19 protein-coding genes are annotated in these 18,306 nt (G+C 64.8%); 6 read left to right on the plus strand and 13 right to left on the minus strand.

Translation table 11 applies throughout. The annotated features are described in order from the left end of the window. Window position 1 precedes the first annotated feature (1 nt). From gshA to DN387_RS06400, 3 genes are all read right to left on the minus strand, one after another. The gene (gshA, locus tag DN387_RS06390) at window positions 2–1,588 is read right to left on the minus strand and encodes a glutamate--cysteine ligase (protein ID WP_043861618.1); all 1,587 of its coding nucleotides are present in this window, start codon (window positions 1,586–1,588) and stop codon (window positions 2–4) included. A 153-nt stretch (window positions 1,589–1,741) separates the two neighbouring features. After that, the gene (locus DN387_RS06395) at window positions 1,742–2,128 is read right to left on the minus strand and encodes a PaaI family thioesterase (RefSeq protein ID WP_052504261.1); all 387 of its coding nucleotides are present in this window, start codon (window positions 2,126–2,128) and stop codon (window positions 1,742–1,744) included. Beyond that, entirely contained in the window at window positions 2,125–4,440 is a 2,316-nt protein-coding gene (locus tag DN387_RS06400; protein ID WP_054915911.1) for a Tex family protein, read from the minus strand. Before DN387_RS06400 ends, DN387_RS06395 begins: the two co-directional genes overlap by 4 nt. A 242-nt stretch (window positions 4,441–4,682) precedes the next feature. Here DN387_RS06400 and ompR point away from each other — a divergent pair, with 242 nt between their 5' ends. Then, complete coding sequence (gene ompR / locus DN387_RS06405) at window positions 4,683–5,423, plus strand: two-component system response regulator OmpR (protein ID WP_043861620.1); 741 nt, start codon at window positions 4,683–4,685, stop codon at window positions 5,421–5,423. Between the two features lie 124 nt (window positions 5,424–5,547). After that, on the plus strand, window positions 5,548–6,861 hold the full coding sequence (locus DN387_RS06410; RefSeq protein WP_043861621.1) for an ATP-binding protein: 1,314 nt from the start codon (window positions 5,548–5,550) through the stop codon (window positions 6,859–6,861). Between the two features lie 12 nt (window positions 6,862–6,873). Here DN387_RS06410 and rimK read toward each other — a convergent pair whose 3' ends face one another. Together rimK and DN387_RS06420 are read right to left on the minus strand one after the other, a co-directional pair. Further along, complete coding sequence (rimK, locus tag DN387_RS06415) at window positions 6,874–7,779, minus strand: 30S ribosomal protein S6--L-glutamate ligase (RefSeq protein ID WP_043861622.1); 906 nt, start codon at window positions 7,777–7,779, stop codon at window positions 6,874–6,876. Beyond that, window positions 7,776–8,258, minus strand: a complete 483-nt coding sequence (locus tag DN387_RS06420) for an ATP-dependent zinc protease (protein WP_054915912.1) — start codon at window positions 8,256–8,258, stop codon at window positions 7,776–7,778. Before DN387_RS06420 ends, rimK begins: the two co-directional genes overlap by 4 nt. A 109-nt stretch (window positions 8,259–8,367) precedes the next feature. On the opposite strand from DN387_RS06420, the gene DN387_RS06425 reads away from it, so the two are divergent. Further along, complete coding sequence (locus tag DN387_RS06425) at window positions 8,368–8,769, plus strand: RNA-binding S4 domain-containing protein (RefSeq protein WP_043861624.1); 402 nt, start codon at window positions 8,368–8,370, stop codon at window positions 8,767–8,769. Here DN387_RS06425 and DN387_RS06430 read toward each other — a convergent pair. Beyond that, window positions 8,766–9,569, minus strand: coding sequence for a phosphatase PAP2 family protein (locus DN387_RS06430; RefSeq protein ID WP_054915913.1), 804 nt, complete (start codon window positions 9,567–9,569; stop codon window positions 8,766–8,768). The genes DN387_RS06425 and DN387_RS06430 overlap by 4 nt on opposite strands. A 105-nt stretch (window positions 9,570–9,674) precedes the next feature. Between DN387_RS06430 and hslO the strand changes: the two genes are divergently transcribed. Beyond that, the gene (gene hslO / locus DN387_RS06435) at window positions 9,675–10,577 is read left to right on the plus strand and encodes an Hsp33 family molecular chaperone HslO (RefSeq protein WP_043861626.1); all 903 of its coding nucleotides are present in this window, start codon (window positions 9,675–9,677) and stop codon (window positions 10,575–10,577) included. 179 nt (window positions 10,578–10,756) lie between these two features. After that, window positions 10,757–12,298, plus strand: coding sequence for a phosphoenolpyruvate carboxykinase (locus tag DN387_RS06440; protein ID WP_043861627.1), 1,542 nt, complete (start codon window positions 10,757–10,759; stop codon window positions 12,296–12,298). 63 nt (window positions 12,299–12,361) lie between these two features. Here the strand turns inward: DN387_RS06440 and DN387_RS06445 are convergent, their stop codons facing one another. Both DN387_RS06445 and DN387_RS06450 read right to left on the minus strand, forming a co-directional pair. Continuing rightward, window positions 12,362–12,649 (minus strand): DNA-binding transcriptional regulator, encoded by a 288-nt coding sequence (locus DN387_RS06445; protein WP_054915914.1) that lies wholly within the window; start codon window positions 12,647–12,649, stop codon window positions 12,362–12,364. Then, a complete protein-coding gene (locus DN387_RS06450) occupies window positions 12,649–12,963 on the minus strand; it encodes a hypothetical protein (protein ID WP_054915915.1) in 315 nt (104 codons plus the stop codon). The genes DN387_RS06445 and DN387_RS06450 overlap by 1 nt, the downstream gene beginning before the upstream one ends. Window positions 12,964–13,142: 179 nt before the next feature. Between DN387_RS06450 and DN387_RS06455 the strand changes: the two genes are divergently transcribed. Beyond that, on the plus strand, window positions 13,143–13,571 hold the full coding sequence (locus DN387_RS06455) for a thioesterase family protein (RefSeq protein WP_043861629.1): 429 nt from the start codon (window positions 13,143–13,145) through the stop codon (window positions 13,569–13,571). 12 nt (window positions 13,572–13,583) lie between these two features. Here the strand turns inward: DN387_RS06455 and DN387_RS06460 are convergent, their stop codons facing one another. The 5 genes from DN387_RS06460 to DN387_RS06480 are packed head-to-tail and all read right to left on the minus strand — an operon-like array spanning window position 13,584 to window position 18,305. After that, window positions 13,584–14,240 carry a response regulator transcription factor gene (locus DN387_RS06460; RefSeq protein WP_043861630.1) on the minus strand — a complete coding sequence of 219 codons (657 nt, stop codon included), beginning with the start codon at window positions 14,238–14,240 and terminating at the stop codon, window positions 13,584–13,586. Between the two features lie 39 nt (window positions 14,241–14,279). After that, window positions 14,280–15,347 carry a chemotaxis response regulator protein-glutamate methylesterase gene (locus tag DN387_RS06465; protein ID WP_054915916.1) on the minus strand — a complete coding sequence of 356 codons (1,068 nt, stop codon included), beginning with the start codon at window positions 15,345–15,347 and terminating at the stop codon, window positions 14,280–14,282. Continuing rightward, window positions 15,344–16,156 (minus strand): protein-glutamate O-methyltransferase CheR, encoded by an 813-nt coding sequence (locus tag DN387_RS06470; RefSeq protein ID WP_043861632.1) that lies wholly within the window; start codon window positions 16,154–16,156, stop codon window positions 15,344–15,346. The genes DN387_RS06465 and DN387_RS06470 overlap by 4 nt, the downstream gene beginning before the upstream one ends. Further along, a complete protein-coding gene (locus DN387_RS06475; RefSeq protein WP_043861633.1) occupies window positions 16,157–16,669 on the minus strand; it encodes a chemotaxis protein CheW in 513 nt (170 codons plus the stop codon). A 13-nt stretch (window positions 16,670–16,682) separates the two neighbouring features. Then, complete coding sequence (locus DN387_RS06480; RefSeq protein ID WP_043861634.1) at window positions 16,683–18,305, minus strand: methyl-accepting chemotaxis protein; 1,623 nt, start codon at window positions 18,303–18,305, stop codon at window positions 16,683–16,685. Window position 18,306: the final 1 nt, after the last annotated feature.

The raw sequence follows: 18,306 nt of genomic DNA on the forward strand, positions 1-18,306 counted from the left end.
GTCAGTTGCTGATCGCCAGGATGCTGGCCTGGTAGGCGCCCACGAACAGGTCGAAATCGACCACGTCCTCTTCGCGCTCCAGGGTGGCCTGGGCCTCCAGCGATTCACGCGCCAGGGCCTCGAAACGCTGCTGCGCCTCGCTGCTCAGCGGCGTGCCGCGCAAGTAGTCGGCATGCGCCTGGCTCTGGCGCAGGGAGAAGCGGCTGAAGCTCTCCTTGTGCTCGGTCATGCTTGCCAGCACCTGGGCCGACGGCGTCAGCGACGGGTCGCTGACCTTGGCCGCCTGCGCGGCCAGGGCCTTGGCGTGCTCGTCGCTGGCGTGGCTGCGGTCGAGCAGTTCGGCCAGCGGGGCGATACGTTGCAGCAGCTCGTCGGCCCACTGTTTGAGCGCGACCGGCTGGCCGTCACGTTGCAGTTCCAGGCCAGGCTTGCGGCCCTGCTTGACCACGCTGAGGAAGTTGCTGGTGCATTGGCCGCACTCGCCGTTGTCCAGCAGCGGGCTCTGCTCCAGTGCGCAGAACAGCAGGAAGGCGTCGAGGAAGCGCGCTTCGGTGAGGTCGATGCCGGTGGGCAGGAACGGATTGATGTCCAGGCAGCGCACTTCGATGTACTGGATGCCGCGGGCCATCAGCGCCTGGATCGGCCGCTCGCCGCTGTAGGTCACGCGCTTGGGGCGGATGTTGGAGTAGTACTCGTTTTCGATCTGCAGGATGTTGGTGTTCAGCTGTACCCACTCGCCATCCTTGTGCGTGCCGATCTCGACATACGGCGCATAGGGCGTGGCGACGGCCTTGCGCAGGCTGTCGGTGTAGCTGGCCAGGTTGTTGTAGCACGGCGTCAGGCCGGCCTGGGCGTTGCTCTGGTAACCCAGGTCGCTCATGCGCAGGCTGGTGGCGTAGGGCAGGTACAGGGTGTCGGCATCGAATTGTTCGAGCTGGTGCGCGCGGCCGCGCAGGAAGCCTGCGTCCAGCGCCGGGGAGGCGCCGAACAGGTACATCAGCAGCCAGCTGTAGCGACGGAAGTTGCGGATCAGTGCGATGTACGCCGACGACTGGTAGTCGCGGTCGTCGCCCGCCTGGCCTTCGGCCTGGCGCAGCAGCGGCCAGATCTGTTCTGGCAGCGAAAAATTGTAGTGGATGCCGGCAATGCATTGCATGGTGCGCCCGTAGCGCAGGGCCAGGCCCTTGCGGTACACGTACTTGAGCTGACCGATGTTCGAGGTGCCGTACCAGGCGATCGGGATGTCTTCCTCGGCCGGCAGCGGGCAGGGCATCGACGGGCTCCACAGGTACTCGTTACCGAGCTTGCTGTAGGCGAAGCGATGGATGTTCTCGAGGCTTTCGAGGGTCTGGGCAGGGTCGGCCAGGGCAGGGGTGATGAACTCCAGCAGCGACTCGGAATAGTCGGTGGTGATCTGCTCGTGGGTCAGGGCCGCGCCCAGGGCTTCGGGGTGCGGGGTCTGGGCCAGACGACCGTCCTCGGTCACGCGCAGGCATTCACGCTCGATGCCGTGCAGGCACTGCTTGAGCAGGGAGAGGTTGTCGCCCTGGCCGAGCAGGCTCAGGCGGCGGTTGAGAAGTTCGCTCAAGATGGATTCCTTCACGCGTCAGTCGCCCCAATATGGGGGTGGAAACGACGGTCTACAAGGGTGGACAGAGGAACTGGCGTGGTCGCCTGGTTTTCGCAGGGTTCCGGCAGTGCCCGCGCACTGCCGAAAGTACCGCACATTGGGCGTTTGCGGCTAGAGCACGGTGAAGGTGCCCTGGGCCCTGGCCATCAGTTTTTCGCCTTGCAGCACGTCGGCATCGACCACCAGGATGCGCCGCCCGGCCTGCAGCACGCGGGCCACGCACAGCACCTCGCCCTCGCTGACCGGACGCAGGTAGTTGATCTTGCATTCCACGGTGACGCTCTGCTTGTCGAAGCCATGGGCGCTGGAGCAGGCCAGGCCCATGGCGATGTCGACCAGGCTGAAGATCGCCCCGCCATGCAGCTTGCCGCCGCGGTTGCGCAGGTGCGGCTCAAGGGCCAGGGCCACCTCGGCAACGCCCTGGTCGAGGCGTTGCAGGCGACAGCCGAGCAGTTGGCTGAATGCGCTGCGCACCTGCTCTTCGGGCAGGTCGGTCACTTCTTCTTCAACTGCTTGGCGTTGGCGAACAGCGAGGCCATGGCGTTGTTGGCCGGGGCCGGGGTCTCCTTGGTGCGTGCCGGCTGCTGCTGGCGCGGTGCCGAGCCCGGGCGGCTGCCGCGGGCGCCGTCGATTTTCTCGCCCGGGGTGTCGCCCATGCGCATCGACAGGCCCACGCGCTTGCGCGGAATGTCCACTTCCATGACCTTGACCTTGACCACGTCGCCGGCCTTGACCGCTTCACGCGGGTCCTTGATGAACTTCTCCGACAGCGCCGAGATGTGTACCAGGCCGTCCTGGTGCACGCCGATGTCGACGAAGGCGCCGAAGTTGGTCACGTTGGTGACCACGCCTTCGAGGATCATGCCCAGTTGCAGGTCCTTGAGGTCTTCGACGCCTTCCTGGAACTCGGCGGTCTTGAACTCGGGGCGCGGGTCGCGGCCGGGCTTGTCCAGCTCTTGCAGGATGTCGGTGACGGTCGGCAGGCCGAAGGTTTCGTCGGTGAATTTTTTCGGGTCCAGGCGCTTGAGAAAGCCGCTGTCGCCGATCAGCGAGCGGATGTCGCGGTCGGTGTCGGCGGCGATGCGCTGTACCAGCGGGTAGGCTTCAGGGTGCACCGCCGAGGCGTCCAGCGGGTTGTCGCCGTTCATCACGCGCAAGAAGCCTGCGGCCTGCTCGAAGGTCTTCTCGCCCAGGCGGCTGACCTTTTTCAGCGCGGCGCGGGTCTTGAAGGCACCGTTGGCATCGCGGTGTGCCACGATGTTCTGCGCCAGGGTGCTGTTGAGGCCCGAGATGCGTGCCAGCAGCGCCACCGAGGCGGTGTTGACGTCCACGCCCACGGCGTTCACGCAGTCCTCGACCACCGCATCCAGGCCACGGGCCAGCTTGAGTTGCGACACGTCGTGCTGGTACTGGCCCACACCGATGGATTTGGGGTCGATCTTGACCAGTTCGGCCAGCGGGTCCTGCAGGCGACGGGCAATCGACACCGCGCCGCGGATCGACACGTCCAGGTCGGGGAATTCCTTGGCCGCCAGCTCGGAGGCCGAGTACACCGAGGCGCCGGCTTCGGAGACCATGATCTTGGTCATCTTCAAGGCTGGGTATTTCTTGATCAGCTCGGCGGCCAGCTTGTCGGTTTCACGGCTGGCGGTGCCGTTGCCGATGGCGATCAGCTCGACCTTGTGCCTGGCGCACAGGGCGGCGAGCACGGCGATGGTCTGGTCCCACTGGTTCTTGGGTACGTGCGGGTACACCGTGGCGGTGTCGAGCAGTTTGCCGGTGGCATCCACCACCGCCACCTTGCAGCCGGTGCGCAGGCCCGGGTCCAGGCCCAGGGTGGTGCGCGGGCCGGCCGGGGCGGCCAGCAGCAGGTCATGCAGGTTGTGGGCGAACACGTTGATCGCCTCGCTCTCGGCGTTGTCGCGCAGCTCGCCGAACAGGTCGGTTTCTAGGTGCGTGTAGAGCTTGACCTTCCAGGTCCAGCGCACCACTTCGCCCAGCCACTTGTCGGCTGGGCGGTTCTGGTTTTTCACGCCGAAGTGCTCGCCGATCATCATTTCGCAGGGGTGCAGGGTGCCGGGCAGCTCTTCGCCGACCTTGAGGCTGGCCGACAGCACGCCTTCGTTGCGCCCGCGGAAGATCGCCAGGGCGCGGTGCGAGGGCGCGCTCTTGAGCGGCTCGTCGTGCTCGAAGTAGTCACGAAACTTTGCCCCTTCCTCTTCCTTGCCGGCCACCAGGCGAGCGCTGAGCACCGATTCCTGCTTGAGGAAGTTGCGCAGCTTGGCCAGCAGGCTGGCGTCTTCGGCGAAGCGCTCCATGAGGATGTACTTGGCGCCTTCGAGGGCCGCCTTGACGTCGGCCACGCCTTTTTCGGCGTCGACGAAGCGCGCCGCTTCGGTTTCCGGGTTCAGCTGCGGGTCGTTGAACAGGCCGTCGGCCAGCTCGCCCAGGCCGGCTTCCAGGGCGATCTGGCCCTTGGTACGGCGCTTCTGCTTGTACGGCAGGTAAAGGTCTTCGAGGCGGGTCTTGGTGTCGGCCAGCTTGATCTCGCGGGCCAGCTCCGGGGTCAGCTTGCCCTGCTCCTCGATGCTGGCCAGGATGCTGGCGCGGCGGTCGTCGAGTTCGCGCAGGTAGCGCAGGCGCTCTTCCAGGTTGCGCAGTTGGGTGTCGTCCAGGCTGCCGGTCACTTCTTTACGGTAACGGGCGATAAAGGGCACCGTGGAGCCTTCATCAAGTAGAGCCACGGCCGCTTCGACCTGTTGCGGGCGGACACCGAGTTCCTCGGCGATGCGGCTGTTGATGCTGTCCATAAAACCACCTGACAATTCGTGAATGCAAAGGCCGCAGGCCGGCGCCACGGGGCGCGCTCGAGCAGGGCGACGCTGGATCAAAGCGGCGCATTATACCCAGCGATCCGGGCTTGCGGGGATCGCGGCGCGCCAGCCTGTCGGGGCATGCCGCTGGCGACTTGGGAAAAATCTGCTAACAATGCACACGGCACGCTCAAATGGCGCCTAAGCCATAATGCCCGCCGAGATTAAAGGAGCTACCCATGAGCAGCACTGCACAACCCGCCGAAGGCGAGAAAATCCTCATCGTCGATGACGACCCGGGCCTGAGCAGCCTGCTGGAGCGTTTCTTCACCAGCAAGGGCTACCGTGCCCGTGCCGTACCCAACACCGAACAGATGGACCGCCTGCTGGCGCGTGAAGTGTTCAACCTGATCGTGCTCGACCTGATGCTCCCCGGCGAAGACGGCCTGACCGCCTGCAAGCGCCTGCGCGGGGCAAACAACCAGGTGCCGATCATCATGCTCACCGCCAAGGGTGACGAACTCAGCCGCATCAAGGGCCTGGAACTGGGCGCCGACGACTACCTGGCCAAGCCGTTCAACCCCGACGAACTGATGGCGCGGGTCAAGGCCGTGCTGCGTCGTCAGGCCCCGGTGGTACCGGGCGCACCAGGCAGCGAGGACGAAACCGTCACCTTCGGCGACTACGCGCTGTCGCTGGCCACCCGCGAACTCAAGCGCGGCGACGAAGTGCACATGCTCACCACCGGCGAATTCGCGGTGCTCAAGGCGCTGGTGATGCATGCCCGCGAGCCGCTGACCCGCGACAAGCTGATGAACCTGGCGCGCGGTCGCGAGTGGGACGCCCTGGAGCGCTCCATCGATGTGCAGATCTCGCGTTTGCGCCGCATGATCGAACCCGACCCTTCCAAGCCACGCTATATCCAGACCGTCTGGGGTGTGGGCTATGTCTTCGTGCCGGATGGCAATGCCGGCAAGTGAAGCCTTGTACAGGAGCAGGTCAGCATAGGCAGGGCGCCCCTCGGGTTGCCCTGTTTTTGCCTGTGCCGAAATCCGCAACGCCTGCGAGCCGCGCTCGCTCCTGCCAACCGTGTAGCCGTCGCCCATGAAAACGCCATTGTGGTTCCCCCAAAGCTTCTTCGCCCGCACGCTGTGGCTGGTGCTGGCCGTGGTGCTGTTCTCCAAGGCACTGACGCTGGTGTACCTGCTGATGAACGAGGACGTGCTGGTGGACCGCCAGTACAGCCACGGCGTCGCACTGACGCTGCGCGCCTACTGGGCGGCCGATGAGGAAAACCGCGAGAAGATTGCCGAAGCCGCCGGCTTGAAGCGGGTGGTCGGCACCGGTGTGCCCGAGGGTGAGCAGCACTGGCCCTACAGCGAGATCTACCAGCGCCAGATGCAGGCCGAGCTGGGCGAGGACACCGAGGTGCGCCTGCGCATCCATGCGCCGCCGGCGCTGTGGGTACAGGCCCCGAGCCTGGGCGATGGCTGGCTGAAGGTGCCGCTGTACCCGCACCCGTTGCGCGGCCAGAAGATCTGGAACGTGCTGGGCTGGTTCCTGGCCATCGGCCTGTTGTCCACGGCTTCGGCCTGGATCTTCGTGCGCCAGCTCAACCAGCCGCTCAAGCGCCTGGTGTTCGCCGCCCGACAACTGGGCCAGGGGCGCAGCGTGCGCCTGCCGATCAGCGACACGCCCAGCGAGATGACCGAGGTCTACCGGGCCTTCAACCAGATGGCAGAGGATGTCGAGCAGGCGGGGCGCGAGCGTGAGCTGATGCTGGCCGGGGTGTCCCATGACCTGCGCACGCCGCTGACGCGCCTGCGCCTGTCGCTGTCGCTGCTGGCCAACGAAAGCGACCTGACCGATGACATGGTGCGCGACATCGAGGACATGGACGCGATTCTCGACCAGTTCCTGGCGTTCATCCGCGATGGCCGCGACGAGCCGGTCGAGGAGGTGGACCTCAGCGACCTGGTACGCGAGGTGGTCGCGCCGTTCAACCAGCCCGAAGAGCAGGTGCGGCTGTGCCTGGAGCCGATCCCGCCGTTTCCGCTGCGCCGGGTATCGATCAAGCGCCTGCTCAACAACCTGATCGGCAATGCGCTGCATCACGCCGGGCAGGGCGTGGAAGTGGCGGCCTATGTCTCGGGTGACACCAGCGCGCCCTACGTGGTGCTGAGCGTGCTCGACCGCGGCGCCGGCATCGATCCGGGTGAGCTGGAGGCGATCTTCAATCCGTTCATTCGCGGTGATCGCGCCCGCAGCGGCAAGGGCACCGGCCTGGGCCTGGCTATCGTCAAGCGCATTGCCGCCCAGCACGGCGGCAATGTGGAGCTGCGCAACCGTTCCGGTGGCGGCATCGAGGCGCGGGTACGCTTGCCCCTGGGCCTGCTGCTGCCACGCGACGCGGTCTAGGGACGCAAGGGCTCAGCCCTTGCCCTTGGTGCGGGTCAGGTTCGGCCCGCCGTTCTTCTCCAGGTGTTCGATGATCATCCCGGCCACGTCCTTGCCGGTGGTGACCTCGATGCCTTCCAGGCCCGGCGAGGAGTTGACCTCCATCACCAGCGGGCCGTGATTGGAGCGCAGGATGTCCACGCCGGCCACGCTCAGGCCCATGACCTTGGCAGCGCGGATGGCGGTCATGCGCTCTTCCGGGGTGACCTTGATCAGGCTGGCGGTGCCGCCCCGGTGCAGGTTGGAGCGGAACTCGCCGGGCTTGGCCTGGCGCTTCATTGAGGCGATCACCTTGTCGCCCACCACAAAGCAGCGAATGTCGGCGCCACCGGCCTCCTTGATGTACTCCTGCACCATGATGTTCTGCTTCAGGCCCATGAAGGCCTCGATCACCGACTCGGCCGCCTTGGTGGTTTCGCACAGCACCACGCCGATGCCCTGGGTGCCCTCGAGCACCTTGATCACCAGGGGGGCGCCGTTGACCATCTGGATCAGGTCGGGAATGTCGTCGGGCGAATGGGCAAAGCCGGTGACCGGCAGGCCGATGCCACGGCGCGACAGCAGTTGCAGGGAGCGCAGCTTGTCCCGCGAGCGGGCGATGGCCACCGATTCGTTGAGCGGGAACACGCCCATCATCTCGAACTGGCGCAGCACCGCGCAGCCATAGAACGTCACTGACGCGCCGATGCGCGGGATGACGGCGTCGAACCCTTCCAGCGGCTTGCCGCGATAGTGGATCTGCGGCTTGTGGCTGGCGATGTTCATGTAGGCGCGCAGGGTATCGATCACAACCATTTCATGGCCTCGTTGCGTACCGGCTTCGACCAGACGACGAGTGGAATACAGACGCGGGTTCCGCGACAGCACAGCGATCTTCATGCAACACCTGTGGAGGGGGTAATGGTGGCCGGAGAGGCCGGCTTGTCCTGTACGTATTTGAGGCCCGGGTTGACCACCAGCTGGCCGTGTACCAGGGCCTTGGAGCCGAGCAGCAGGCGATAGCGCATGGCCTTGCGGCAGGCCAGGGTGAACTCCACTTCCCACACCCGGTCGCCGAGTGCCAGGGGCGTGCGGATCACGTAGCGGGTCTGGGCATGGCCATTGGAGCTCTTGATGGTCTTCATCGTCACCAGCGGCGCTTCGCAGCGCCGGTGACGCAGTTGTACCACCGAACCCAGGTGCGCGTTGAAGCGGACCCAGGTTTCACCATCGCGTTCAAAGGTTTCCACTTCGGTGGCGTGCAGGCTGGAGGTGCTGGCGCCGGTATCGATCTTGGCGCGCAGGCCTGCCACGCCGAGGTCGGGCAAGGCCACCCACTCGCGCAGGCCGATCACGCTCAAATGGTCAAATGTCTTCAAGATGCACAACCTGGGTAAAAGTCGGTGAACTGTAAGCACGCCGCGTATTTTTTGCATCCGCCAGTTACGGTAGTACAGTTCCATGAAACAAATGAATCGGGGAAATGCCATGGCACAAAAGCCGGAAGAGGACGACAAGGTTCGCCTGGACAAATGGTTGTGGGCGGCGCGCTTCTACAAGACCCGCGCCCTGGCCAAGGCGGCGATCGAGAGCGGCAAGGTGCATTGTCGGGGCGAGCGTTGCAAGCCGGGCAAGGAGCCGCGGGTGGGTGACGAGTTCGTGCTGCGTACCGGTTTCGACGAACGTACCGTGGTGGTTACGGCGCTGTCGGTGGTGCGCCGCGGCGCACCCGAGGCACAGGCGCTGTACGAGGAGACCGCACAGAGCCTGGCACGCCGCGAGCAGGCCGCGGCGCTGCGCAAGGCCGGCGCCCTTGGGGTAAGCACCGACGGGCGGCCCACCAAGAAGCAGCGCCGCCAGCTACATCAGTTGCACGACAGCGCCGGTTAACCCCGCGCGCCGATCATGCTCAGGCGGCCGAGCACCGGCAGCCGTGCCAGCCAACCGAACAAGGGCGCGGTGACACGCACCAGGCCGGCGCTGGTCCGGGCAGCAAACGGCGTATAGTAACTCCAGCCCAGCGCCAGGATGGCCATGCCCAGGCCGCCGATATAGTCGTCCTGGCCCCAGTGGGCACCCGCCACCAGGCGTGGCAGCATGAACAGCACCGCCAGTGCCCATATCAGCACATGCTGCATCAGGCGGCGGCTGAACAGGCTCATGAACAGTGCCCACAGCAGCAGCACCGAGGCGTGGTCGCCGGGGAAGCTCTGGCTGGAACGGTCCTTGAGCTCCCAGCGCGCTTCGAGCGCCGGGTAGTAGTCGCTGAGCATGATGGCGTCACTGAACACCATCGACGGGCTATGGTGCTGCCAGCCCATCAGGCGTACCAGCTTGGAGAACAGGGCGCGGATCACCACCAGCACCAGCAGGGTCACCAGGAAGCCGAAAAAAGCCCGGCGCACCTCGACGGCCTTGAATACCCAGTCGCCGCGAATCAGCAGCATCAGCATGATGAGCCCGACCACGATGTCGAACGGGCGCAGGCTGCCCAGGGTCCAGATGCTGCGCCACAGGGTGTTGTCGGCCAGTGGGCGATTGAGGGCGTGGAACAGCCATTCGTCGAGCGCCATGCAAAGGGCCTGGCCAACGGGCCATAACCAGAAACACAGTAGTGCAACGGGAATCAACGTAGCCAGACACAGGGGGCCCCAAGCCCACCTGGCTTGGAACAGGGGTGGATTGTCCATAAACTACCTCTTTTACAGCGCTATCGTTCGCACCATTCTGGTGCTCTAAACGGGGCTTTATAGGCCCTTGAAATTATTTTGTCATCTTTCAGAAAGCCAGAAACCATGTCCGATTTGCCAGATACCGACTTCACCCAACGCTTCATCTTCGACGAGCGCGACGTACGCGGCGAACTGGTTTCGCTCGAGCGCAGCTACGCCGAAGTCCTGGCCAAGCACCCCTACCCGCAGCCGGTGGCGCAACTGCTCGGTGAGCTGATGGCCGCGGCGGCGCTGCTGGTGGGCGCGCTCAAGTTCGACGGCCTGCTGATCCTGCAGGCACGCTCCGAAGGGCCGATCCCGCTGCTGATGATCGAGTGCTCCAGCGAGCGCGACATCCGTGGCCTGGCGCGCTATCACGCCGAGCAGATCGCCCCCGATGCCACCCTGGGCGACCTGATGCCCGATGGCCAGCTGGCGCTGACCATCGACCCGGCGCAGGGCCAGCGCTACCAGGGCATTGTCGACCTGGATGGCGAGAACCTCTCGGAGTGCTTCACCAACTACTTCGTGATGTCCCAGCAGGTGGGCACGCGCTTCTGGCTCAACGCCGATGGCCAGCGCGCCCGCGGCCTGCTGCTGCAGCAGTTGCCGGCCGACCGCCAGAAGGACGAGGACGACCGCGAAGACAGCTGGAAGCACGTCACGGCCCTGGCCAACACGCTGAAGGCCGAAGAGCAACTGGGCCTGGACAACGAGACCGTGCTGCACCGTCTGTACCACGAAGATGCCGTGCGCCTGTTCGATATCCAGCCGCTGCAGTTCCGCTGCAGTTGCTCGCGTGAGCGCTCGGGCAACGCGCTGGTCAGCCTCGGCCAGGACGATGCCCTGGCCCTGGCGGCCGAGCATGGCGGGGCGATCGAAATCGACTGCCAGTTCTGCAACCAGCGCTACCTGTTCGATGAAACCGAAATCGCACAATTGTTCGCCGGCGGGGGTGTTGACGCACCGTCAGATACTCGTCACTAAAACGTTTAAGCTCAGGTAAATCTCCTGTCGAACGCCGGAAACACGCCGTTCTGACAGGAGGGCCCTACTTTTTTTGGGCGTTTCTGGCATAATCCCGCCACTTTTTTCGCTGTAGTAGTTTTAAAAGCTCTACTACAAAACGTTCGGAGCACTCGGCCGCAGGCCGGATGGGGAATCTCATGACGCAAGCCAACAACACCGTGTACACCGACCTGAGCGTCGATGAACTGGTAAAAGAAGCGCTGAACCGCGGTGAAGGCGAGCTGGCCGATACGGGCGCGCTGGTCGTGAAAACTGGTCACCGCACCGGTCGTTCGCCGGTCGACCGTTTCATCGTCGACGAGCCGTCCACCTCGTCTGCCATCGCCTGGGGCCCGATCAACCGCAAGTTCCCGGCCGACAAGTTCGATGCCCTGTGGGACCGCGTCGAGGCGTTCAACAACGCCCAGGATCATTTCGTTTCCCACGTGCACGTAGGTGCGGCCGCCGAGCACTACCTGCCGGTACGCATGACCACCCAGACTGCCTGGCAGAACCTGTTCGGCCGTTGCCTGTTCATCAACCCGGCGCAGTACAACCCGGCCGGTCGTGATGAGTGGCAAGTGCTCAATGTCGCCAACTTCGAATGCGTGCCCGAGCGTGACGGCACCAACTCCGATGGTTGCGTGATCCTCAACTTCGCCCAGAAGAAGGTACTGATCGCTGGCATGCGTTACGCCGGCGAGATGAAGAAAGCCATGTTCTCGGTGCAGAACTTCCTGCTGCCGGCTGCCGACGTGCTGCCGATGCACTGCGCCGCCAACATCGGCGAAGCAGGCGACGTGACCCTGTTCTTCGGCCTGTCGGGCACCGGCAAGACCACCCTGTCGGCCGACGAAAGCCGTTACCTGATCGGTGACGACGAGCACGGCTGGGGCGAGGGCGTGGTGTTCAACATCGAAGGCGGTTGCTATGCCAAGTGCATCGACCTGTCGGAGAAGAACGAGCCGGTCATCTGGAAAGCCATCAAGCATGGTGCCGTGCTGGAAAACGTCGTCATCGACGACGCCAAGCACGCTGACTACTCCGATGTCAGCCTGACCCAGAACAGCCGTGCGGCGTACCCGCTCGAGCACGTTGCCAAGCGTTCCGAGAAGAACCTGGGTGGCGAGCCCAACGCAGTGATCTTCCTGACCTGCGACCTGACCGGCGTACTGCCACCGGTATCGATCCTCAGCGAAGAGCAGGCGGCCTACCACTTCCTGTCCGGTTACACCGCGCTGGTGGGCTCCACCGAAATGGGTTCGGGCAGCGGCATCAAGTCGACCTTCTCCACCTGCTTCGGCGCGCCGTTCTTCCCGCGTCCGGCTGGCGAATACGCTGAACTGCTGATCAAGCGTATCCGTGGTTTCGGTTCCAAGGTGTACCTGGTCAACACCGGCTGGACCGGTGGTGGCTACGGCGTGGGCAAGCGCTTCAACATCCCGACCACCCGTGCGGTGATCGCGGCCATCCAGAGCGGCGCACTGGTCGGTGCTGAAACCGAGCACCTGGACATCATCAACCTGGACGTGCCGAAACTGGTACCGGGTGTTGAAACCGTACTGCTCAACCCGCGCAACACCTGGGCTGACAGCGCTGCCTACGACGAAGCGGCCAAGGGCCTGGCTTCGCTGTTCATCGAGAACTTCAAGAAGTTCGACGTTTCCGACGCCATCAAGGCAGCGGGTCCGCAACTTTAAGTTGCTGCTCGCCAGCTGAGAAAAAGCCGCCCGAATGGGCGGCTTTTTCGTTTGGGCTGTGATTCAGGCCAATGCGGCCAGAACATGTTCCGGGTCATTGTGAATCGCACGCAGCAGTGCCCGTGCTGGCCCTTCTGGAGCACGGCGTCCTTGCTCCCAATTGCGCAACGTACCCAGCGGTACATCGATACACTGCGCAAATCTTTCCTGGGTAAGCCCGGTTGCCTCGCGTATGGCCCTGACCTGCATGGCGTCTACCTTGAACTCGCGTGAAGGTTTGCGCTCCCCCCGATCGATTTCAGCCATCTCGGTCATGCTGTCAACGAGACGACCGAAAAGATTCCTGTCCATCATTTCCACCCTTGGTTGAGGCTTCGAAGTACGGCTTTCTGTTTTTTAGTCAATGTATCGTGGATGCCTTTGCGGTAGATAAGCAGCAAACGGATCTGGCTGGCTGACACGGCGTAGCAATAGATCACTCGAACCCCGCCGCTTTTTCCTTTGCTTTTTGCTGCCCATCGAATTTTTCGCAGCCCGCCGGTATCTTCGATCAGGTCACCTGCTTCAGGGTGCTCGGCAAGATACACCTGAAGCGACAGGTACTCGTGATCATCGAGATGGCTTGAAACGTCGCTGGTAAATACGCTTGTTTCGATGAAGAGCATGCCAACCTTTGTACGCCATTGGCGTAGTTAGAGTCTATGCCTTGCGCAGTAGCGGCGCAACCGCATGGATGTTTCGAGTAGGCGCCCATGCTATTCAGCCCTGCTACGGTTTACTGTCACCGTGCTTCTGAATTCGTTGTGGGATGCTTCCCGCCCCCTTCACTGCATACAGGTCATTCATGTCTGCCACACCCGAACGCCACCACTACCCCCACGTCCACCCCCTGCCGACCCGCTGGCAGGACAACGACGTCAACGGCCACATCGCCAGCGCCACGGTCTACGCCTTCTTCGACAGCGCCGTGCAGGCCTACCTGATCGAGCATGCCGGGCTCGACCCGCAGGATGGCGAGGTGGTGGGGTTCGTGGTCAGTTCGGGGTGCGACTTCTTTGCCTCGGCCGCCTTCCCCGAATGCCTGGAAGTCGGCCTGCGCGCGGTGCGGGTGGCCGGCAGTTCGGTGGAGTACCAACTGGCCCTGTTCAAGGTCGGTGAAGCTCAGCCCTGCGCCGCCGGGCGCATGGTGCAGGTGTTCGTCGAGCGTGCCACCGGCCAGCCCGCCAGCTTGCCGACGGCCCTGCAAGGCGCCCTGGTAGCCCTGCAAGGCTGAAACCCGGCGCGGTCAGTCGTTGATGCGGATGATGCCTTCGCGCACCGCAAACAGCACCAGGCCCGGTATGTCGTGTATCTGCAGGCGGTGCATGATCTGCGAGCGGTGCGCCTCCACCGTCTTCACGCTCAGGCCCAGGCCATCGGCAATCGAGCGGGTCGACTCGCCTCGTGCAATCAGGCGCAGGATCTCCAGCTGGCGGGTGGTCAGTTGCATGGTGCTGCTGCCGGCATGGCGTTTGCGGCTGTGCTTGACCGCCTGCCCGATCACCAGCGGCAACACCGCCGACGACAGGTACTGGCCGCCGTTCTTCAACGCCTGCAACGCCAGCTCCAGTTCCAGCACGGTGGCAGTCTTGAGCAGAAAGCCGTGGGCACCCTGCTGCAGGCACTTCATCACGAACTCCAGCTCCGAGCGCGCCGACAGCATCAGCACCATGCTTGCCGGCACGCGCAGGCACAGCTCGCGCAGGATCTCTTCGCTCTCCAGCGCATCCAGCGCCATGTCCAGCATGATGATGTCCGGCTTGAGCTGTTCGGCGAGCTCGACGGCGCTCACGCCGTCACCGGTTTCACCCACCACTGCGTAATCTTGTTTTTGTTCGAGCAGCGCGCGCAGCCCCGCTCTGAACAGGGGCGACTCGTCTGCAAGGAGTATTCGGCAAAGCATAGGTAGGCCTGTGTCGCAAGGTAAGGGGCGGTGTATGGCTCAGCTGGCACGTGGGTTGTCGCTGAACTGGGCGATCAGCGCCGGCAACCGTGTCAGCGGTTCCACCGCCTGGGCCGCACCCAGCCGTATGGCTTCCTTGGGCATGCCGAACACGATGCAACTGGCCTCGTCCTGTGCCACGGTGGCGGCGCCTTGCTCACGCATGCTCAGCAGGCCTCGGGCACCGTCATCGCCCATCCCGGTCATGATGATGCCAAGGGCATTGCCCCCGGCATGCCGGGCGGCGGAGCGAAACAGGACATCGACCGAGGGTTTGTGCCGATTGACGGCGGGACCGTCGAGCACCTCCACCAGGTAGTGCGCACCACTGCGTTTGAGCTGCATGTGCAGGCCCCCCGGGGCCAGCAGTGCCAGGCCGCTGTGGACACGGTCCAGATGCCTGGCCTCGCGCACCTCGATCTGACAGAGGCTGTTCAGGCGCCTGGCGAAGTCGGCAGTGAACCTGGCCGGCATGTGCTGCACGATCACGATGCCCGGGCAATCGCGCGGCAGCTGACGCAGGATGAATTCCAGCGCCTGGGTGCCGCCGGTCGAGCAGCCAAGTGTAACGATTCGCTCGGTGGTTTTGCTTGGGGTTGCAGGCAGTGCACTGGTTTTTTCTTTCGCCTGCGACAGAGGTAACAATACCGGGCGGGTGCGGGCAGCTTCCTCGATGCTGCGGATCAGCCCGCTGGCGAGGTTTTCCAGGCTCTGGCGCAGGCCCAGCCGGGCCTTGGTGAACACGCCGACCGCCCCGGCGGCCAGGGCCTGGAGGTTGAGGTCGGTGCCGGCTTCGGTGAGGGTCGAGCAGATGATCGTCGGCGTGGGGCGCTCGGCCATGATCTGGCGCAGAAAGGTCAGGCCGTCCATGCGCGGCATCTCGATGTCCAGCACCAGCACATCGGGCCAGTCACGGCGCATCTTCTCGATGGCATACAGCGGGTCGGCGGCCATGCCGATCACGCGGATGCGCGGGTGGTCGTTCAGGCACTGGTTGAGCACCTGGCGCACCAGCGCCGAGTCGTCGACGATGAACACCCGCACCGGCGCCGCCGCACGCTCGGTCATACGCGCTCGAACACCGAGGGGTGCACCAGCCTGAGCGGCAGCTCGAAGCCGTGGATGCTTTCGGCGTGCCCGATGAACAGCAGCCCGCCGGGGCGCAGCTGGTTGACCAGGCGCTGCACGATCAGCTGTTTCTGCGGGGTGTCGAAGTAGATCAGGATGTTGCGCAGGAATATCACGTCGAACGGCCCCAGGCCTTCGGGCAGCGGCTGCACCAGGTTGATCTCGCGCAGGCTCACCCGCGCTCGCAGGTGCGCCTGCACGCGCAGGCGCCCGTGCATGTCGCCGACCCCGCACAAGCAGTGGCGCTGCATCCAGCCATCGGGAAAGTAGCGCGCCTGGGCGATGTCGTAGATGCCTTGCTCGGCCAGCGTCAGCATGCTCTGGCTGAGGTCGCTGGCCAGGATCGACCAGTCGCTGCCGGTGGCGTGCTCGGCCACGGTCATGGCCAGGCTGTAGGGCTCCTCGCCCGACGAGCAGGCCGCGCTCCACAGCCGCAGCGGCCCCTTGCGCCGGCCCAGCCACTGGCCAAGGAATTCGAAGTGCGGGAACTCGCGAAAGAAGTAGGTCTCGTTGGTGGTCAGCAGGTCGATCACCAGGCGCCGCTCGCGGCTGTGGGTCGGGCGCTCGATCAGGTGCAGGTAGTCGCGGTAGTTGTCCAGGTGGTAGTGACGCAGGCGTTTCATCAGGCGCCCGGCCACCAGCGAGCGCTTGTTGCTGGCCAGGTGGATGCCCGAGGCGCTGCTCATCAGCGTCTGCAGGCGGCTGAACTCCTGTTCGCCCAGCACCGGCAGTTTGAAGGTCGAGGGCATTCAGGAGCCCTTCGCCGCCTGGCTGAGGTAGCGGATATCTTCCAGCGACAGCACCTGGGGCATGTTCAGGATGATCAAAAAGCCCTGCTCCTGCTGGGCCATGCCGGCAATGAAGTCGGCACGGATGCCGGTGCCGAACGGCGGCGCCGGCACCACCCCGTGCGGGTCGATGTCGAGTACCGCGTCCACCGCATCCACCACCAGGCCGATGCGCTGCACGCCGTCCTCGAGGGGCAGGGCGATGATCACGATGCAGGTGCGCTTGCCGGCCTCGGTCAGTTCCATGCCGAAGCGTGCTGCCAGGTCCAGTACCGGCACCACGTTGCCGCGCAGGTTGAGCACGCCGTGAATGTAGGCGGGCATCATCGGCACGCGGGTGATCTCGGCGTACTCGATGATCTCGCGCACCAGTTCGATGGGCAGTGCATAGCCGGCCTCGCGCACGCGAAAGGTCAGGTGCTGGACACTGGTGGGCAGGTGCGGCGCGGGCGCCGCAGACTCTAGGGTGTGCATGGGGACGCCTCGGTCAAGTGAAGCTGACGAACTGGCCTTCATCGATCAGCGCCTTGTGGGTGGGCTTGTAGGCGCCGACTTGCGGTTCGCCCACCCGGGGCAGGGCACGCGCAGTGCTGCCGGCCTCGAAGCGGAAGAAGCCGATCAGCTCCTGCAACTGGCCGGCCTGGGCGTTCATCTCTTCGGCGGTGGCGGCCAGCTCTTCGGAAGCCGAGGCGTTCTGCTGGGTGATCTGGTTCATCTGGCCCATGGCGATGTTGATCTGCCCGGCGGCGCTGCTCTGCTCCTGCGAGGCGGCGGTGATTTCCTGCACCAGGTCCGAGGTCTTCTGGATGTTGGGCACGATCTCGCTGAGCAGGCTGCCGGCCTGTTCGGCCAGTTGCACGCTGCTGGAGGCCACCTGGCCGATTTCCTGCGCTGCCACCTGGCTGCGTTCGGCCAGCTTGCGCACCTCGGCGGCCACCACGGCAAAGCCCTTGCCGTGATCGCCGGCACGGGCGGCCTCGATGGCGGCGTTGAGCGCCAGCAGGTTGGTCTGGTAGGCAATGTCGTCGATGATGCCGATCTTCTCGGCGATCTGCTTCATCGCCAGCACCGTGTCGCCCACTGCGCCGCCGCCCTGCACCGCGTCGTTGGCCGCCTTGCCGGCGATGCCGTCGGTGACCTTGGCGCTTTCGGTGTTCTGCGCGATCGAGGCCGACATCTGCTCGACCGAAGCGCTGGTCTGCTCGACGCTGGCGGCTTGCTCGTTGGCCGCCTGGCTCAGCGATTGCGAGGTCGAACTGACCTGTTCGGAGGCCGACGACAGCGCATCGGCGGCGCTGCGCACATCGCCCAGGATGCTGCGCAGGCGCAGGGTCATGTTCTGCATCGAGCCCAGCAACTGCCCGGTCTCGTCCTTGTGGGTCACTACCAGGTCCTGGCTCAGATCGCCGGCGGCCATGCGGTCGGCGGCCTGCACTGCGCCTGCCAGCGGCCGGGTGATGCTGCGGGTGACCAGCACGCCGATCAGCATGCCGATCAGGGTTGCGGCGGCGACCAGGGCGATCATCTGCACCCGCGAGCGTTCGTAGATGACGCTGATCTCGGCGTTCGCCTCGCCGGCGCGCGCCTGCTTGGCAGCGCTGGCCTCACCCAGCAACTGGTCGACCACGTTGGCCGCCGCGACGTTCTGCGGCATCAGCGCCAGCGCTTCGGAAGCAATCTGCAGGTCGCCCGACTGCTGGTGCACCCCCAGCAACTGGTTGGCCACGCTGATGTAGGCCTGCAGCGGCGCGTCGATTCTTTCCACCTGGGCGCGGCCTTCCTTGGTGATGAAGTGCTCGCGCGCCTTGATCAGCAGTTCGCGGGTCTTTTCCATCGCCGCGCGGGCGGTGGCGGCCGACTGGTCGCGCTCCTGGGCGGTGGTGGAGAGCAGGCTCTGGCGCACGGCGCGGTTGGCCATCAGCAGCTGGATGTTGGCTTGCTGCAAGGTGCTCAGGCCGGCCACGTCCAACTCGTACATGCGGTCCGACAGGCCGTTGACCTGCTCCAGGTTGCGCAGGCCGATGACGCCGATGAGCGCGGTCAGCGCCACCACCAGCAGAAAGCCCAGGGTCAGGCGCACGCCTATCTTCATATTGCTGATCAACTGCATG

It is taken from the genome of Pseudomonas sp. FBF18, from assembly GCF_024261405.1.
Classification (GTDB): Bacteria; Pseudomonadota; Gammaproteobacteria; order Pseudomonadales; family Pseudomonadaceae; genus Aquipseudomonas; species Aquipseudomonas palmensis.

Bases quoted from the DNA above. Each gene is read 5' to 3' on its own strand.
- DN387_RS06400 (WP_054915911.1), bottom strand. From the start codon at position 4,440: ATGGACAGCATCAACAGCCGCATCGCCGAGGAACTCGGTGTCCGCCCG.
- ompR (WP_043861620.1), top strand. From the start codon at position 4,683: ATGAGCAGCACTGCACAACCCGCCGAAGGCGAGAAAATCCTCATCGTC.
- DN387_RS06410 (WP_043861621.1), top strand. From the start codon at position 5,548: ATGAAAACGCCATTGTGGTTCCCCCAAAGCTTCTTCGCCCGCACGCTG.
- rimK (WP_043861622.1), bottom strand. From the start codon at position 7,779: ATGAAGATCGCTGTGCTGTCGCGGAACCCGCGTCTGTATTCCACTCGT.
- DN387_RS06425 (WP_043861624.1), top strand. From the start codon at position 8,368: ATGGCACAAAAGCCGGAAGAGGACGACAAGGTTCGCCTGGACAAATGG.
- DN387_RS06430 (WP_054915913.1), bottom strand. From the start codon at position 9,569: ATGGACAATCCACCCCTGTTCCAAGCCAGGTGGGCTTGGGGCCCCCTG.
- hslO (WP_043861626.1), top strand. From the start codon at position 9,675: ATGTCCGATTTGCCAGATACCGACTTCACCCAACGCTTCATCTTCGAC.
- DN387_RS06440 (WP_043861627.1), top strand. From the start codon at position 10,757: ATGACGCAAGCCAACAACACCGTGTACACCGACCTGAGCGTCGATGAA.
- DN387_RS06445 (WP_054915914.1), bottom strand. From the start codon at position 12,649: ATGGACAGGAATCTTTTCGGTCGTCTCGTTGACAGCATGACCGAGATG.
- DN387_RS06450 (WP_054915915.1), bottom strand. From the start codon at position 12,963: ATGCTCTTCATCGAAACAAGCGTATTTACCAGCGACGTTTCAAGCCAT.
- DN387_RS06455 (WP_043861629.1), top strand. From the start codon at position 13,143: ATGTCTGCCACACCCGAACGCCACCACTACCCCCACGTCCACCCCCTG.
- DN387_RS06460 (WP_043861630.1), bottom strand. From the start codon at position 14,240: ATGCTTTGCCGAATACTCCTTGCAGACGAGTCGCCCCTGTTCAGAGCG.
- DN387_RS06465 (WP_054915916.1), bottom strand. From the start codon at position 15,347: ATGACCGAGCGTGCGGCGGCGCCGGTGCGGGTGTTCATCGTCGACGAC.
- DN387_RS06470 (WP_043861632.1), bottom strand. From the start codon at position 16,156: ATGCCCTCGACCTTCAAACTGCCGGTGCTGGGCGAACAGGAGTTCAGC.
- DN387_RS06475 (WP_043861633.1), bottom strand. From the start codon at position 16,669: ATGCACACCCTAGAGTCTGCGGCGCCCGCGCCGCACCTGCCCACCAGT.
- DN387_RS06480 (WP_043861634.1), bottom strand. From the start codon at position 18,305: ATGCAGTTGATCAGCAATATGAAGATAGGCGTGCGCCTGACCCTGGGC.